13 protein-coding genes are annotated in these 16,110 nt (G+C 45.6%); 6 read left to right on the plus strand and 7 right to left on the minus strand.

Features of this window, described 5'->3' with window-relative positions; all coding sequences use genetic code 11:
- Nucleotides 1-8: 8 nt before the first annotated feature.
- Nucleotides 9-815, minus strand: coding sequence for an alpha/beta hydrolase (locus MKY92_RS21930; protein ID WP_339297615.1), 807 nt, complete (start codon nt 813-815; stop codon nt 9-11).
- A 218-nt stretch (nt 816-1,033) separates the two neighbouring features.
- On the opposite strand from MKY92_RS21930, the gene MKY92_RS21935 reads away from it, so the two are divergent.
- Nucleotides 1,034-2,248: an MFS transporter gene (locus MKY92_RS21935; protein WP_339297616.1), complete on the plus strand. Its 1,215-nt coding sequence runs from the start codon at nt 1,034-1,036 to the stop codon at nt 2,246-2,248.
- Nucleotides 2,241-2,804 carry a TetR/AcrR family transcriptional regulator gene (locus tag MKY92_RS21940; RefSeq protein ID WP_339297617.1) on the plus strand — a complete coding sequence of 188 codons (564 nt, stop codon included), beginning with the start codon at nt 2,241-2,243 and terminating at the stop codon, nt 2,802-2,804. The genes MKY92_RS21935 and MKY92_RS21940 overlap by 8 nt, the downstream gene beginning before the upstream one ends.
- An 85-nt stretch (nt 2,805-2,889) precedes the next feature.
- On the opposite strand, the gene MKY92_RS21945 is transcribed toward MKY92_RS21940, so the two are convergent.
- A complete protein-coding gene (locus MKY92_RS21945) occupies nt 2,890-4,524 on the minus strand; it encodes a nucleoside hydrolase-like domain-containing protein (protein WP_339297618.1) in 1,635 nt (544 codons plus the stop codon).
- Nucleotides 4,525-4,850: 326 nt separating this feature from the next.
- Here MKY92_RS21945 and MKY92_RS21950 point away from each other — a divergent pair, with 326 nt between their 5' ends.
- Both MKY92_RS21950 and MKY92_RS21955 read left to right on the plus strand, forming a co-directional pair.
- On the plus strand, nt 4,851-5,498 hold the full coding sequence (locus MKY92_RS21950) for a hypothetical protein (RefSeq protein WP_339297619.1): 648 nt from the start codon (nt 4,851-4,853) through the stop codon (nt 5,496-5,498).
- Nucleotides 5,499-5,532: 34 nt separating this feature from the next.
- Complete coding sequence (locus MKY92_RS21955) at nt 5,533-6,090, plus strand: DUF1697 domain-containing protein (protein WP_339297620.1); 558 nt, start codon at nt 5,533-5,535, stop codon at nt 6,088-6,090.
- Between the two features lie 139 nt (nt 6,091-6,229).
- Here the strand turns inward: MKY92_RS21955 and MKY92_RS21960 are convergent, their stop codons facing one another.
- The 3 genes from MKY92_RS21960 to MKY92_RS21970 all read right to left on the minus strand — a co-directional run bounded on the left by MKY92_RS21960 (nt 6,230) and on the right by MKY92_RS21970 (nt 9,138).
- Nucleotides 6,230-6,673, minus strand: a complete 444-nt coding sequence (locus MKY92_RS21960) for an Hsp20/alpha crystallin family protein (protein WP_036617413.1) — start codon at nt 6,671-6,673, stop codon at nt 6,230-6,232.
- A 191-nt stretch (nt 6,674-6,864) separates the two neighbouring features.
- Nucleotides 6,865-8,067, minus strand: coding sequence for an MFS transporter (locus tag MKY92_RS21965; RefSeq protein WP_339297621.1), 1,203 nt, complete (start codon nt 8,065-8,067; stop codon nt 6,865-6,867).
- 111 nt (nt 8,068-8,178) lie between these two features.
- The gene (locus tag MKY92_RS21970) at nt 8,179-9,138 is read right to left on the minus strand and encodes an AraC family transcriptional regulator (RefSeq protein WP_339297622.1); all 960 of its coding nucleotides are present in this window, start codon (nt 9,136-9,138) and stop codon (nt 8,179-8,181) included.
- 247 nt (nt 9,139-9,385) lie between these two features.
- Between MKY92_RS21970 and MKY92_RS21975 the strand changes: the two genes are divergently transcribed.
- Complete coding sequence (locus MKY92_RS21975; protein WP_339297623.1) at nt 9,386-10,972, plus strand: stalk domain-containing protein; 1,587 nt, start codon at nt 9,386-9,388, stop codon at nt 10,970-10,972.
- A 134-nt stretch (nt 10,973-11,106) separates the two neighbouring features.
- Here the strand turns inward: MKY92_RS21975 and MKY92_RS21980 are convergent, their stop codons facing one another.
- Both MKY92_RS21980 and MKY92_RS21985 read right to left on the minus strand, forming a co-directional pair.
- A complete protein-coding gene (locus MKY92_RS21980) occupies nt 11,107-11,319 on the minus strand; it encodes a hypothetical protein (protein ID WP_339297624.1) in 213 nt (70 codons plus the stop codon).
- 146 nt (nt 11,320-11,465) lie between these two features.
- Entirely contained in the window at nt 11,466-13,709 is a 2,244-nt protein-coding gene (locus MKY92_RS21985; RefSeq protein ID WP_339297625.1) for a carboxylesterase family protein, read from the minus strand.
- A 655-nt stretch (nt 13,710-14,364) separates the two neighbouring features.
- Between MKY92_RS21985 and MKY92_RS21990 the strand changes: the two genes are divergently transcribed.
- Complete coding sequence (locus MKY92_RS21990; protein WP_339297626.1) at nt 14,365-16,017, plus strand: alkaline phosphatase; 1,653 nt, start codon at nt 14,365-14,367, stop codon at nt 16,015-16,017.
- The last annotated feature ends 93 nt before the right edge of the window (nt 16,018-16,110 follow it).

Consider the following 16,110-nt stretch of genomic DNA (forward strand, 5'->3'; position numbering starts at 1 on the left):
TCCGAATTTTATGCGCTCGTCAAATAATCCTTAATCATTCGGATCGTTTCTTCCGGTTGACTTAGATGTGGATAATGTCCCTTGGCCGTCATCTGTTGCAACCTGCTATTCTTCAGATGAGCGTGTAAATAATCCCCTACTTCAACCGGGGCAATACTGTCCTCAGAACACTGAAGAATCAACGTTGGTACAGTTGCCTGATCCAGATCAATACGACAGTCAGATAAAAACGTCACTTCGGCAAATTGTCTCGCAATATGCGGATCTCTGGAACAGAAGCTTTTCTCCAAGTCTTCCGCCAGATCTTTCCGTTCCGGATTGTTCATCACAATCGGTGCCAGATAACTTGCCCAGCCTATAAAATTCATCTGCATCATCTCAAGCAATTCATCGATATCATTCCGATCAAAACCTCCATAATAACTTGGAAGATCATTCACATAACGTGGAGAAGGCCCCAACATGACAATCTGTTTGAAATATTTGGGGTTCTGAATGGATGCCAGCATGCCGATCATACTGCTGACAGAATGACCGACAAATATGGTATCTCTTAATTCAAGTGCTTCCATAATTTCCAGCACATCCTGGGCGTACCCTTCAAGGTTGTTATATTTAACAGCATCATAATAGTTGATTTGAGATTCGCCAGATCCAACATAATCAAACAAAATTACACGATAGTTTTCGCTAAAAGCAGGGACGATGTAACGCCACATATCCTGATCACATCCAAAACCATGGGCAAATACAATCGTTTGGCTACCCGAGCCAAGCACTTTAACATTATTTCTAACAAGCACATCAATCGTCATTTCATATCACCTCTCTGAGGTAGTACTCTCTCGAATCATTTTATCTGATTATTATATCGGAAAATGTTGGGATATGGATTAAAAATTATTAATTACTTCTCTCATCCACCAAAAATCATGAACCCCTGCTCTGAATACGGACTTTACAATCTGACCATCGTCAGGTAAAATCAGTTCAACATGTCGCGCGACAGAGATCAACATTACGGAGGAAAACCATGATTACTTCAACACACAGCCCAACTCCTCAGCAACTCTGGGGTAGATCATTCCTATTTATCATGTTAGCCAACGCATTATTGTTTATGGCATTTGAGATGTTGCTTCCCACCTTGCCCTTGTTTGTCTCAAGCCTGGGTGGTGAAGCCTCCCAAATCGGGCTTGTTACCGGCGTATTTATGTTCTCTGCCATCTTGATTCGACCCTTCACTTCGGTTTTGGCAGCTCGAATAGATAAAAAATATCTATTAATTATCGGTATCACTATCTGTGCATTAATGACAGGCGCATACTACCTGTCGTCAGGTATTTGGATGATTCTTGTATTCCGAGTGATCCATGGATTCGGATTTGGTTTGGCAACGACATATTTTGCGACGATTGCTACAGAAAACATACCAAGAGATCGCAGGGGAGAAGGCATGGGGTATTTCGGCGTAGGGGAGACGGTCGCCATATCCATCGGTCCACTGATTGGAACCAGCCTGTTGTTTAGGTACGATTATCAGAGCCTGTTTATGGGAGGTATGTGCATTTTGCTGTTAGCTCTCCTGATGACAGTGTTTGTATCCAGAAAGCCGAAAACAGGAGGTAGTAGCGAGTCTATGCAAACTCATGTCCCTTCGGTGAAACTGATTGAAAAGAAGGTACTCTTCCCTTCCCTTCTCATTATGCTCGTTGGCATTGCAGCTGGTTCAATCATGTCTTTTGTGGCTTTATTTGCCGCCGAAAGAGGGTTCGAGAATATAGCCTGGTTTTTCTTCATCGTCGCCATCGCCAGCTTCGCCGTTCGACTGTTCTCGGGGAAAATGTTTGATCGATGGGGACCAGGTTCCGTGTTGTTGCCTTCTGCCGTGTTTGCAATCGCGGGGCTACTGGTTCTGATTATCGCCCAGAGTGATGTGCAATTCCTGATCGCTGGCGCGTTATACGGCTTTGGTTTTGGTGCCATATTCCCGGCGATTCAGACCTGGTGTGTGAATCTTGTAGAAGAACATGAGCATGAAAATGCGATGGCTTCCTTCTTTAATTTTTTTGACCTCGGAATTGGTGGGGGTTCGTTGATTCTGGGCGTGGTGGCTTCTGCATTTTCCTATACAGTGGTGTATGCTATCTCTATAGGCATTTTTGTGGTATATATCTTGTTATATTTGGTATACTCCCAAAAACAGCAGAGGTATACAGCACGCCAACTGGAGGTAGACATTGAGTAAAAAACGAATCAAGGAAATTGCCATTCAACATTTTAATCGTCTGGGTTACGAGGGGACCAAGATGGCGCAGATCGCCGAAGAGGCAGGCATTCGCAAGCAATCTCTGGCTTATCACTATTCATCCAAAAAAATGTTATTGCTGGAGTTATATGAGGAAGTCGTGCAGGAGGAACAACAGTTTGTACGCCAATTTTTCAGCGAGTCTGTTACCCAAACGCTGGATCAGCAGCTATATGCCTTTTTGCATGAACACAAAAATCGTTTCCTGACTCACCCAAACGTTGCTTTTATGTATATCCTTTCCTTTATCACGCCGCTGGAGGTGCATGATTTTGTGCTGGCCCAGTATCGAACGTACCTAGGGACACTGAAGGAAGAGCTGGCAGCCGTATTTACCAGACATTCCGATATACGCCTGAGTCCGGAAGAAGCCACTTTAGCCTTTGTCACCGTGATGGATGGACTGGATGTACAGCTCGTGTATGAGACACGGCAATCCTATGAACAAGCATTGGCGATCACCTGGAATGTCTTCTGGTCAGGCATCCAGCGTTAACGGATCAATTACGATCAGACTACACCAATAAGAGGGGCGTCCCACCAGCCATGTTAATGACTTTTGGGACAACCCCTCTATTTCTTTATTTCACAGTTAGGATCACACGTTGATAATGCTTCAACTGATGCTCTCCATCATCCTGTACTTCGGCAATAATATGAAGGGTATCACCTGATTTGGCATCGTCAGGAACGGTGAATGTCACCGCTTCGGTGTCACTGCCCTGCAATTTTATCGTATCCACCTGCTCATCCTTGGCAAGTTCACGATGCAATCCAAGTTGCAGATCACCCGCCATTTCCGGCTGAACTTTGTTCGGTGTTACTTTGGAATCCTCATAAGTGTCCGCTTCGAAATATCTCCACCACGTATACGTCAGTTGATCTCCATCCGGGTCTGTGCCTTCCGCGTGAAGAGTAACTTCCTCCCCGGGACTAACACTCAGATCCAGCCCTTCCTTAATCGTTAATGACGGATTATGGTTGGCACCTTCGTAAGTGTCTGCAACTGCCCAGTCTGCACGTGCTGCAAAATCATCCTGAATATCGTCAAACCATCTCATCAGAGAGTATTCGGCTTCATATCGTTTGGTGTATGGATCGTAATCAAGTACATTATTTCTAAACAGCTTGTCGTTCACAACCCCAAAGCGTCCACCCCAACCACCGTAGGAAGGGTCTTCCATACTGCGCAGCCCATTATCGATAAGATAAAAGAAGGAAGGAGAGTCACCCTCGGATATAAAATCGTACTTGTCATATTGCGGATTGTTCTTGAGATATTCAGCACTTCCCCGCTGTTCTTCGGCCAGTTCGCCTTCGATCATTTTGCCGTCACCCATCGATGCATACATATCCATCAGCTTGCCATGTCCGTTCAGAATATTCTTGACCATCCAGTCTCCATGAAGCTTACTGTTTACTTCTTCGGCATGCATCTTCCATGCATAGGCAAAATGCCAGAAGTTCGATTGGTCGTTGAGAATTCGGATATCCGGCCAATTCTTCGCAATATATTCGTTGTAGCTGTCATCCTGATCCAGAATGATGTAGAGGACCAGTTTGTCGCTGACTTTTTTGCGAATCGTATCCCACTCAGCCGTGCCCTTGTACTGTTCCTCAATCGATTTCAGCGCTCTGGCTGTGGTATTGGTGCCACCCCATGTCTGAACAATCAGGTCTCGGGAGTCATCATCGAGGAAAAGAGTTTCGAGGAATTCGGAACCTTCGGTTTCCTTCTCCATCTCCCCTTTATCGGAAATATTACCGATCTTGGTCATCGCTCGAAGCTGTTCCGGCTCCGGATAACCTTCCGCATGTTTGGACAAGTTCGGATAGATCTCGCCATAGGCATCGATCATGTCGTATACCCACTGTGTGCCTGTCCAGCGGAATGGTTGGATCCCCGCTTCCTTGTCTCCAGCATAATGATACACCGAGCTGGTTAGTACAATTCCGGCAAGGTCCATCTCATTCGAATATAAGAGGAAACGAATGACCGAGTTCATATCATCCACTTCACCGTCGGTTGTAATCACTGTTCTGCCTTTGGCAGCTTGGTTGTTTGCAGGTTCCTGAGTTTCATTTTCTGTCTGCTCTGTTGTCTGATTGGGTGTGTCAGTCGCGGTTTGTGGCGCTTTGGATGCGCATCCACTAATCACCAGGATTATACTGAGACAACCTGCGGCAAAACCGTTTAACCATTTTCTCTTGTTCATAATGCTCCCCTTTCTTCTGTACAGCGTGATGTTAGTGTTGGGCTGGATCAGTTTCTGCTTTCCTGTTCCTTAATATTGGCCTGAAAAATGCAAAAAAACCCGAACATCAACACGAATGGCACAAAGTCCACACATATTGATACTCAGGTTTTGCCTGCCCGAAGCAGTAACAATCCTTATTTGAGTGAAAGTATATCATGTTCATAAATAAATGTAAACGTATTCAAATGTTTTTTCGACATTTTTATTATAGTATAATGCTTATAACCAAGAATCAAACGAATCGGCCTGTTATTATATCAATGTTATTAGGAGGACTAGACATCATGCAACAACTGGATGCGGCCTTGAGCCGTCTTGTGGAACAGCAGGATTTATATAATGAAGTTTATGGACTTTTCAAAAATCATGATCTGCGTCCCCGCGAACAACATCACCAGCCGGAAGTGGATACACGAATATCTCTTTCTCCAGAACTTCAGTATCTGTACAGTCATTATGAAATGATGGATGCGGATGCGGAAGGTACACTCAAAATGAAAAATGCCGTCGAAATCGGTGATGCCGCACTGATTTCCTTTGTCGCACCTGAACATCTGCTTCGTCAGCAACTGGGATTCCGCTGGGTTGGCATGAATGAACCTTATGAGGAGTCCTCCACTTGGCCAAAAAATCACGTCGTCATCGCAAACTTTAACGATGATCCGTTAATTGTAGATGTGGAAGCACCAAACTCTCCCGTATATGCCGCTTTTACAGGTGGAGAACCAAACCGTGTTGCTGATTCGCTGTCAGACTTTTTCAGTGCACTAGCCATCCTGATTGAAGCGGCGCGCACCTATGGGGGAGAAGTAAAAGATGAAGAAACCTATGAAACCAAGCCTGAGTATCTTGAACATGTGGAACCGCTAATGAATGATCTGTTGGGAGAAGAATATACTGCACATCTTTTCGAGTATCTGTCATTTTGTTAAAACGGTAAATTGAAGAATTTGGAGGGGCGCCCATATGATCTATGTGGCTTTGCTACGAGGCATTAATGTAGGCGGGAACAATAAAATTAATATGAAACAGCTGAAAGAAACGTTTGAACAAGCAGGCATGCTGGATGTTGTTACCTATATCAACTCTGGCAATATTATTTTTGCCGATCATCAGGAACATGCCAATGCGAATGTGGAGATATCCCATGTGTTAGAACAGGCCATCGCCGCCGATTTTGGCTTACAGATCAGGGTAATGGTGCGGAATATGGATGAAATTCAATCCGTTATTCAGGCGCTGCCAGAAGAATGGGTTAATGATGACACAGCCAAAAGTGATGTGATGTTCCTCTGGGATGAGATCAATGAGCCCTCCGTGCTGGACCAGCTGCCCATCAAACCGGAAATCGGCACACTGATCTATGTTCCCGGAGCGATTTTATACTCAGTCAGCAGAGAAGATGCGTCCAAAAGTGGCATGAACAAGCTTGTGGGATCCAAAGTATATGCCTATATGACGGTTAGAAATGTGAATACCACACGTAAGATCTATGCCCTGATGCAAGCAACAGCAGAGAAATAACTCAACTGAGCAAAATAGATATTCAATTTTGTCTCATCTCGTCCAATTCATATGAAAAATAAAGCATGCAGAAAACATCCTTATGGATGTCACCTGCATGCTTTTCACCATGTTAGGAAACTATTTTTTCCACTGTGTATTAGTCAATTTGAATGCGTCTGCGAGATTGATCATCACCAGGTCGTTTTGGAATCTCGAGCTTCAGCACACCTTCTTCCAATTTGGCCTTAATGTGCTCCTCATCAATATGATCAACATAGAATCGCCGGATAAATTCGCCGGAACGGCGCTCCTGCCGTATGATTCGATTGGAGTCATCCTTCTGCTCCACTATATCATTGCGTTTGGCACGAATAATCAATTCATTACCTTGAACCTGAATGTCTATGTCCTCTTTGGCAATGCCCGGAAGCTCGGCTTCTACCGAATATTTGTCTTCTTCCTCACGAATGTCGGTCCGGAATGGCTGGGAGCCAGTTCCAAAAGGGGAGAGGAATGAGTTCTCAACCATGTCATTGAAGGATTTCAACATGTGTCCGAACGGGTCTTCATTTCGTTTACGAAACGGAATCAGATCAAACATGAAAATCAGCTCCTTTTATGTGGTTGGTTTATTGGTGTTGCTTACATTGATTATTATAATACCCGTGCAAATAAGGCTCAAAGTCTGTAAAAGACGAAAAAAACCGATTTTCTTTCATCATGGTTCACTATTTTAAAATAGATCTTTTTTTCTTTTATTTTGACCTTATTTGATCTTCTGACTTTGTCTGACTATACCGAATGAATGGAGTCCACTACAGTATTGGATTGATTCTTCCTCATTCCTAGCATTATGATTGTCAGCAAGACAACCAGAACAGCTACGAGCATAAATGGAACATGTTTGTCCACTTGATAGAGTGTCGTTGTAAGTAAAGGCGTAATGACGGCGGATATCCCCTGAATCGCTGCTACCAATCCCGCTGCACCTCCCTGCTGTTCTTTGCTAACTGCCAGCGAAGCACCCGCCATGAACCCAGGCATCATTAGACCTGAACCCATGCCAAACAGGAAAAACGAGAAATAATATATGGATAACACATTGAAGACCAAAAACAGGATCATGCTTGCGATCAGGAAAAGGGACCCGAGCAAAATCATCGGGCGTGGCTGCCATTTCAACCACTTCATCTGAATAACCTGCATGATCAACATCGCTGCTCCAGAGAACATGAGTCCAAACGAAACCATTCGGGCCGTCGCCGCTGAGGATAGAGCCAGTTGATCCTGGAAATAAAATCCCCCGACAACCTGTAGTGTCATGATACCCATCATCGTGACCAAGCCGGCAGCAAGGTACATTCGTAAACCTCGTTGGAACGGGTTGACTTTAGGCGGTTTTACCTGAATGACCGGTTTCGCTGACGGGATTAACAACAAGGCAATAATAAACGCAGCTATCGCTATAAAAATGCCAAAATAAAGCGGCCAGAGCAGACCGATAAGGGTAAATGCTCCTGCAATCGCAGGTCCAAATACCAGGCCAAGTCCATTCGCAGCACTGATAATCGCCATCCCGCTTCCCCGCTCTTCCCCTTCTGTCACATCACCCATATAGGCTTGGGCAGAAGACAGCACCGCCGGAATGAACATGCCGATCAGACTGCGCGTCACAATTAGAAGGGTTAACAGGAGCCCCCCTCCGATCCATGCATTCAATCCACCGTACAATGCCAGTGCAAATAAAGCACAGCTCACAGACATACCTATAAATCCAATCAATATGATGGGTTTTCTTCCTCTTATATCACTCCATCTGCCCCATACCGGAGCCATGACAGCCATCATAATGGACCCTAGTGAGATAATAAGACCGGAATGGCTTTCTTTCATGCCCAACTCGCGAATAAGTGGCGGCATAATGGGTGCAATCAGCATCATACCCAGCATGGCTGCAAATACGCTAAAAAAAATACTCCCTCTGATTCTATTCATGTTTGTACACTCCTCTATATTTCAGTACAGTACCCACTGTACCTGGAGTATACAAGGCTGAGAGAATCCCCACTGCCTCTATACGGAACAATTCACGGCAAGCCGGATTTATTAATAAATTTTTTTCATCTCTGAGGGCTTCACGCCGAATTTGCGATAAAATTGCTGCGAAAAAGCACTGACATTGCTGTAACCGACCGCAATCGCGGCCTCGGTGACGTTGTTATCCTGATTGCGCAACAACTTCATGGCGTTGTCGAGACGAACCTGACGCAAATATTCGAACACCGTGCTTCCGAAAAGTGCCTTGAATCCTTTTTTTAATTTAAAATCGTTAAGTCCTACTTGTCTGGACAATGCTAGCAAAGATGGAGGATCTACCATACAGGCCTCCATAATCTCCCGTGCCGTATGTAACTTCCGGATGTCCTCTCTGGAGAATCCCGCGGGGATTGGCGCCAGATCAAACAATTGGATCATAAATCGATTCAAGATCTCCAAGGCTGTCGCTTCCATCATTAAGGATGATCGATAACTGTTGTTTAATTCCACAATCAGACTGTCAATCATCGTTCGTATCCGGTTATCCAATTGAAATACAATTGGCTTGAACACCTTTCGCCCCAATACCTGATTAAACGCAATCGACTTGAAACCGCCCAGTTGCGCCGCAGCATAATTGAACAGAGAAACCGGAATCCCCAGCGAAAAGGACGTATACAGTTCCCTTGCCGGAGGATGGAACCACGCTTCGAAATCATGCATAAAAATAAGGGCCCCTTGCCCTATCGATAATGAATAATCCTGACCGGATATATCCACATGTCGCTCTCCTGACAAGGCAAATTGCAATTCCACGATGGGTGTCTCGGACGCAAAATACGTAGGATAAGGCTGATGATATTCAACTTGGGAATATAAAATCTCAATGCCACTGTATGTTGTCACTCTTTTGACCTTACCGCTACCCGCCTTGGGAGAGAGCAGATACGTGTGTTCATCTTGCTGACTGTAAGGCTCCTGGGTCAGGTAATGCTGATATACTACGCCTAATGCATCATCCGTGCGCATGGGTATTCACCTCGCCTATATCTTGATCAGACTTGTCAGTAAAGAAAGCCTGAATTAATTGATAATGATTCTCAATTATAATTCTAGCGTATTTTCTTCCGTTCGACCAGTCCTATATATATGAAGGTTCCCGTTTAATCTTTTACACAATTCGACCTGCCTTTTTACCATTGCTTAACGTTTCTTTCTTATACTAAAACAATTGTACACAACAACACACACGAAACGATAAAGGGGATCTGGAACATTGAAAAAGAGAAATCAATGGCTTGCCGTTCTGTCGATGACTGCCATTCTTACCGCAGGAGCAACCAGCTACACATCCATGATTCATGCCGCTGACGCAACTAAACCTGCCAACGATCATGTCGTACTGCGTACAGCCATCCAAAATATGCAGGGTACGGTCACATGGAACGGAAGCAGTCGAAGTGTTGATATCCAGATCGCAGATACTAAAGTACAACTTCCTGTAGGAACGTCATCAGCCACCATCAACGGTGTGAAAACTCCTTTGGACAGTAAAAGCTACATCACCAAAGGTACAACGTATGTATCTTCCCAAACGCTAAAATTAATTACGGATCAACTGATCCTGAAACAAAATAAAACCGGTTTTGAACAGACCGCATCGTTTCAGATGCCTGGTGGAAAAGCAGAAATATCAGCCTCTACGCCAGATGGACAGCGCCTGCTTGTAACCGAAGCAGACAATGGCAGCATTTCCGTACTGGACATTGCTGACTTGAAAAACATCAACGTATTAAAGACAGTCAGCTTCCAGGACCTCTCCGCCAAAGCTGAAGTCACAAGCGTAACCGTGTCCAAAGATGGCAAATACGGTCTTGCTGTTATTCGTACAGGGGATACAGACAGTGAAGCAAACAAAGGATTGCTTGCCATTGTGGATCTGACAACCTACAAAACCGTCAAAACGTATGAACTAGGCATTGGTCCTGACTCCATTGCACTGTCACCTGACGGTCTGCATGCGGTGATCGCGATAGAGGATGAGGAGCTGAATAAAGCTGCCGATGAAATTGACTATGCCAACACCAAACGTCCGGGTAGCATTATGGTAGTATCTTTTGCTGGCGGGAACGTATTGGAGGGTGAGATCACCAACTTGCCAGTATCTCTGGACAATGTAGAAGGTGCCATCTATCCGCATGATCCACAACCGGAGTATGTTGCCATTAGTCCAGATAGTAAAACAGCAGCCATCACGCTACAGGAAAACAATGTCGTTGCTATTGTAAATCTGGAGACAAAAAAAATCAGCTCAATCTTCGCTCTGGGTACCACTTCACATCAAGCAGATCTGAAAGATGATGGTATCGTTCAGTTTAAAGAGACGTTGACTGCTCGTTATGAACCGGATGGAATTGCTTTCTCTGCAGATGGTAAATACCTGCTGACAGCTAACGAAGGGGATTTGGGCAAGAATGAATTTGAGGATGGTGTAAAAGCAGGAGGACGTAATATCGCTGTCTGGGATCTGCAAGGCCAGCGGATGTACGATAGCCAGAACCTCATTGACGAGGCAACAACTATGGTCGGCTTGTATCCGGATGATCGCAGTCCCAACAAGGGTAGTGAAGTCGAGAACCTGACCGTTGCTACTGTAGACGGCAAAACGTATGCCGCTGTAGCTTCCGAACGGGCAGATGCCATTTTGTTCTTTGATCTTGCTGATCCTGTCAATCCGGACTACCTGGGTCTTATTCCTACAGCTGGAGAATCACCAGAGGGAATTCATCGTGTTAACGGACGCAGCCTGTTTGTGAGTGCAGATGAAAGCACGGGAACACTTAGTTTTTTTGCCAAGAAATAGTTCGAGTGCCCTCGGTATGTAAAGGCTGAACTGAGCGGTGTCACGTTGTATTGAGTAGGTGGGGGCGAAAAGCCCCTATCCTCTCATACTATTGTACGCGCTATTCCACGTACCCACATATAATGCTGCAGAGGTTATCGACGCTTCATATTTTCCAATTCCCGCCTGTTCCGCTCTACTTCTTCTTGTAATACTCGTACTTCCATCCTTAATGCGGATACTTCCTCTTTGACGCCAGACCTCTTCATCCCAAGATAGAAAACCAGATATAATACAAGACCAATCATAATAAAGAAAATTAATAGCGTTATAATCCCCGCAATACCAAAATTACTAACTCCATTCATAATGTACGTTTTCCCCTTTCCCATATCTTATTAATTTATATTTACAACAATACCATATTTAAGCATAACGAACAGTACAAAAAGCCAAGAGAGCATGCTCCCTTGGCTTTCAATTTATCTATATATACCTTCCTATCCGGTGATCCTTATTCCCAGAAGAAACGACCTGCGAACACTTTTTCCGTCAACAGTTTATACGTTTCTTCAGGCAATTCTTTTTTCATCTTTGCCATAACGGCTTCTTTGCCTTGGTTATATTGTGTCGACATGCCAATCTCTGCCGTTGTATTGCTCGCATCCAGACGCATGATTGGGGCTTGAGCATCTTTCGTCCAAGGTGTCCATGCCGCTAGATCAGGTGATCCACCCGTACCTGGATTGCCTGTGTACAGGAACTGCTTCAGATATGCTGCCATCGCGGCGGACAACTCATCACGTCCTGGTTTGTTTGTATCGCTAAAGTACCCATCAGGGAAATAGGCAGCAATTCCGTCTGCGTGTCCTGTATAGAAGTCCATATCCGCACCATGTGGTGCGCCCAGTAACGTGAGCAAACGCTCAGAGATGACCCCAGGTTGTGTACCCCATGCAAAACGATACGCATATACTGGTGGCTGACCTGCTTCACTCGTCAATTGCTCCGCTACACGCTCTGCATTAAAGCCTGCATAAGCTTCACTTCCGTATTTCAACGCAGCAGCATATTGCTCCGCCTTGGTTTTATCGGTAAACAGAGTCTCATCCGTGATGGATGGAGAGAAGTTTGGATCACCGAAGGCAAATCCGGAGAACTCCGTTTCCAGGCTGCCGAGCAATACCGGTACTTTTTTATACTTGCCATTATTGATGGCGTCAAATCCTTCTTTTGGAATCACGGTGCCATCCCGGAACAGATGCGGGAATGGGTCCATACGGATTGCCGTTGCACCAAACGCAGTGACCAGCTTGTCCGCAGGCAGTGCACGCAGGTAGCTTTCCAGCTGTACCTGAGATTGCTTGCCAATCCATGCTTTTGCTTCTTCTGCGTTAGCCGCTTTCCCCTCTTGCACGAGTAGCTTCACAAGTACATCCTCGGATTTTTGCTTGCCTTCTTCCGGTGATGCTGTCGTCAATCCTCCGCTGAAAGCAACTGCTTTTTGATACAGCCCTTTGCTAAGTGGCGAGATCAGAGTTGCCAGCACATCACGTGCACCAGCAGATTGTCCGGCTAATGTAACATTACCTGTATCTCCGCCAAAACCTTCGATATTATCCTGCACCCACTCCAATGCACGGAATGCGTCAAGCAGACCATAGTTACCTGAGTCATCCAGGGCATTGCCTGTTTTCAGTGCTGCGTTTTCGAAGAATCCAAGTGCTCCCAGTCGGTAGTTCACGGAAATGATAATGCTGTTGGTGCTCCGTGCAAGCTGTTCACCTTGAAAATCTTTACCTGATCCGGTCATATTCCCGCCGCCGTGCAGGAACACCATAACCGGAAGTTTCGAACTGGTTGTGTCGGGACGCCAGATATTAAGATACAACGAATCTTCGCTTCCCGCTGTAGTCTTGCCGGAGATCTGCAAGCTGTTCGCTGCAAATTCCTTAGCCGATCTCGTTCCTGTCCATGATTCCGGTTCTTGCGGGGCTTTCCAGCGCAGTTCACCAACCGGAGGTGCCGCATAAGGAACACCGAGCCAGCCGAGCGTGCCATATTGCTCATAGGTTTTGCCATCAATCGCGCCATACTTGGTCTGTTGCACCGTTTGAGGTTGGAACGCTCCAGCTTCTTTATGTTTCAACCAGTTCTGCTCCAAAGTTCCACTGCCATTCTTGAACTGTATCTGCAAAGCCTGTGCAGTTGCCTCTGCCATCAGGCGGTTGGTAAGTTGACTCGCGCCCTTCCCTTGAAGTGCCTTGATTCCTTTCCCAGCCGCGTAGGTGGAAGCCGCTTCCTGCTCATAATCCGAACCCGCTTCATATCCAAGCACCTTCAGCAGCATTTCGGCATAACCTTCCGCTGTAAGGGGTGCATTAGGTTCAAACTTCTCCGTTCCTGTTACGATCTCAGACACATATGGATGCTGCTTCAAGTAACCAATGACCGGTTGTAATACTTTGCCTGCCTGAGCCGCATCGTCATACGTTTCCGATCCCTGATAAGCGAGTGCTTCTTTCTCCAATCCGGACAAACGCAAGTAAAGTACTGCGGCCTGAATGCGTGTAGCCTTTTTGTTTAGATAAGCCGCATTAACGCCTTGACCACTGCCACGAATAAGTTCGGACTGAATCAGCTTGTCCATCGCTGCTGAAGAAGAGGTTGTTGTGTTCCCTGCTGCATAAGCTGGTAGAGCTGATACACATAACCCCAGAATTGTTGCCACGGCAATCGAACGTTTAATGGTTTTCATGTCATAAATCTCCTCGCTGTCGAATAGTGTGTGATGGGATAATTCCATTGGAAATGTTCACTTGAGATGTGTATCTAGGAATCAGTATTCCAATGTCTGGATGAGTCTATATCTCTATTTAGGAAAAATGGTCTGCTGCGCTCCTTTCTGCTTAACCTATCTGCTACGGCGCTTACGGTCATGCCATCAGGCATTTTTTTATATAAAAAAACCTGAACCGAAGGCAAACAGACATCGCTTTAGCGTGGTCTACTGCCCTCAATTCAGGTTTTGCCTGCAATCAGTAACAACCCTGAGGAATGAGGCTCATTCCATATGAAAATGTAAACGCAATCAATCGTTTGGTACCTAAAGAGTCAACGAATGAACTGACACAGGTATTGCCCTAAATACGGTTACAATCCTGTTGTTATGGTGATGTTAGCACATAATGTAAGCGTTCGCAATACCTTTTTTTTAATCGTCATTATATGATCTCTGAACTGTCTCTTAATTCGTCGACTCTTCACGTTGTCCAGTTCCCCTGAATTCCAGCACCCTTCACTAATCGTAAATTTTACATATAGTTAACCCATTTCATACGTTAGTTTAGCAATTGTTGTATACACTTGGTTTGGGATACCAAACTATACATATATTCTAGGAGGATGCATTCATGTTAAACCGGTTTAATGTCCGTGCAGCCAAAATGATGCTCGCGGTGACAACAATTGTTACGGCTACACTCGGAGGTAGCAGTGCAGCGTGGGCTGTGGAAGACACCACCTCAACAACATCTGCATCACCGATTAAAAATGTGATTATTCTGATTCCTGACGGTATGGCTAACGATGCTACCGCTCTGGCTCGTTGGTATAAGGGCTCGTCCCTGACACTGGACTCCATGGCAAGCGGCATGGTTCGGACACACTCCGCCGATGCGCCGATTGCGGACTCGGCCCCTGCCGGAACCGCTTTTGCTACAGGTTATAAATCTCATACCGGATTTGTCGGTGTACTGCCGGACAAGGCTACCATGCCTGGGCAAAAGGCTATTGCGCCTGGAGACGAAAGAAAACCGATCGCTTCTGTACTGGAAGCTTCCAAACTGGCGGGTAAAGCAACTGGCATTATCGCTACATCCGAGATTATGCACGCCACACCAGCGGACTTCTCCTCTCACTATCCGGACCGTAAAAACTATGATGCACTCAGTAAACAGCAAGTCTACAATGGCATGGATGTTGTATTGGGCGGAGGTAGCAAATATCTTGAGCCAGCCGGACGTAAAGACGGCGAGAATCTGATTTCCTCCATCAAGGCACTGGGTTACGATTACGTCACTACACCAGCTGCAATGAAAGCATCCGATTCGAACAAGCTGTGGGGTATGTTTGCACCCGCAGGCATGGCTTATAATATGGACCGTGATCCTGCGAAGCAGCCAAGCCTTGCCGAGATGACATCCAAAGCCATTGAAGTTTTGTCCAAAGACAAAGACGGCTTTTTCCTGATGGTCGAAGGCAGTAAAGTGGACTGGGCAGCTCATGCCAATGATCCGATTGGTATTATCAGTGACGTGCTGGCTTTTGATGATTCCGTGAAAGTAGCCATGGATTTTGCCAAAGCGGATGGAGAGACTGCCGTAGTGGCTGTAACTGACCATCAGAACGGTGGACTCACCATTGGTAACAACGCAACTAGCGGCACATACGATAAAGAGCCGTTGTCCACATTTATCGGACCTTTGAAAAAGGCCAAGCTGACAGGCGAGGGCGTTGAAGCGAAGCTGAATGCCAAGCGCACAAACATCAAAGCAGTGATGAAACAATATTATGGCATTACCGATCTGACTTCCGAGGAGATTGCCACCATTAAAGCGGCGGAGCCGGGCAGTCTTAACTATGCAATCGGTCCAATGATTAGCAAACGTGCAGGGATTGGCTGGACAACCGGTGGTCATACAGGTGGAGATGTTGTGCTGTACACGTATGCTCCGAACAATGACCGTCCATTCGGTGTGATTGACAACACAGATGTCGCCAAATATATAGCGCGAGTACTGAATCTGGATCTCGACAGCGTGAGCAAACAATTGTTTGTACCTGCCAAACAGGCATTTACAGCCAAAGGCGCGACGTACAAACTGGACCTGACGGATGCCAAAAATCCGAAGATCCTCGTTACAAAAGGTAACACCAAACTGGAACTGCAAATCTACAAAAATATTGCACTGGTGAACGGCAAAAAGACAACTTTGGAAGGTGTCATTGTTTATAACGGTGTAGAGGCATTTGTACCACAAACGGCCGTTGATCTGATTCAGTAATTCGTTAGAACTACTGGAACTACAGGAGATTACACCATCTGGCTGCCGAATATTTCGGTAGCTATTTTATTGTTTTCTGATAAGCAGTAGGTT

It is taken from the genome of Paenibacillus sp. FSL R5-0623, assembly GCF_037974265.1.
Taxonomy (GTDB): Bacteria; Bacillota; Bacilli; order Paenibacillales; family Paenibacillaceae; genus Paenibacillus.

What these genes read in the sequence shown, in the direction of transcription:
- MKY92_RS21930 (WP_339297615.1), bottom strand. Translation starts at nt 815, where the DNA reads ATGACGATTGATGTGCTTGTTAGAAATAATGTTAAAGTGCTTGGCTCG.
- MKY92_RS21935 (WP_339297616.1), top strand. Translation starts at nt 1,034, where the DNA reads ATGATTACTTCAACACACAGCCCAACTCCTCAGCAACTCTGGGGTAGA.
- MKY92_RS21945 (WP_339297618.1), bottom strand. Translation starts at nt 4,524, where the DNA reads ATGAACAAGAGAAAATGGTTAAACGGTTTTGCCGCAGGTTGTCTCAGT.
- MKY92_RS21950 (WP_339297619.1), top strand. Translation starts at nt 4,851, where the DNA reads ATGCAACAACTGGATGCGGCCTTGAGCCGTCTTGTGGAACAGCAGGAT.
- MKY92_RS21955 (WP_339297620.1), top strand. Translation starts at nt 5,533, where the DNA reads ATGATCTATGTGGCTTTGCTACGAGGCATTAATGTAGGCGGGAACAAT.
- MKY92_RS21960 (WP_036617413.1), bottom strand. Translation starts at nt 6,673, where the DNA reads ATGTTTGATCTGATTCCGTTTCGTAAACGAAATGAAGACCCGTTCGGA.
- MKY92_RS21965 (WP_339297621.1), bottom strand. Translation starts at nt 8,067, where the DNA reads ATGAATAGAATCAGAGGGAGTATTTTTTTTAGCGTATTTGCAGCCATG.
- MKY92_RS21970 (WP_339297622.1), bottom strand. Translation starts at nt 9,138, where the DNA reads ATGCGCACGGATGATGCATTAGGCGTAGTATATCAGCATTACCTGACC.
- MKY92_RS21980 (WP_339297624.1), bottom strand. Translation starts at nt 11,319, where the DNA reads ATGAATGGAGTTAGTAATTTTGGTATTGCGGGGATTATAACGCTATTA.
- MKY92_RS21985 (WP_339297625.1), bottom strand. Translation starts at nt 13,709, where the DNA reads ATGAAAACCATTAAACGTTCGATTGCCGTGGCAACAATTCTGGGGTTA.
- MKY92_RS21990 (WP_339297626.1), top strand. Translation starts at nt 14,365, where the DNA reads ATGTTAAACCGGTTTAATGTCCGTGCAGCCAAAATGATGCTCGCGGTG.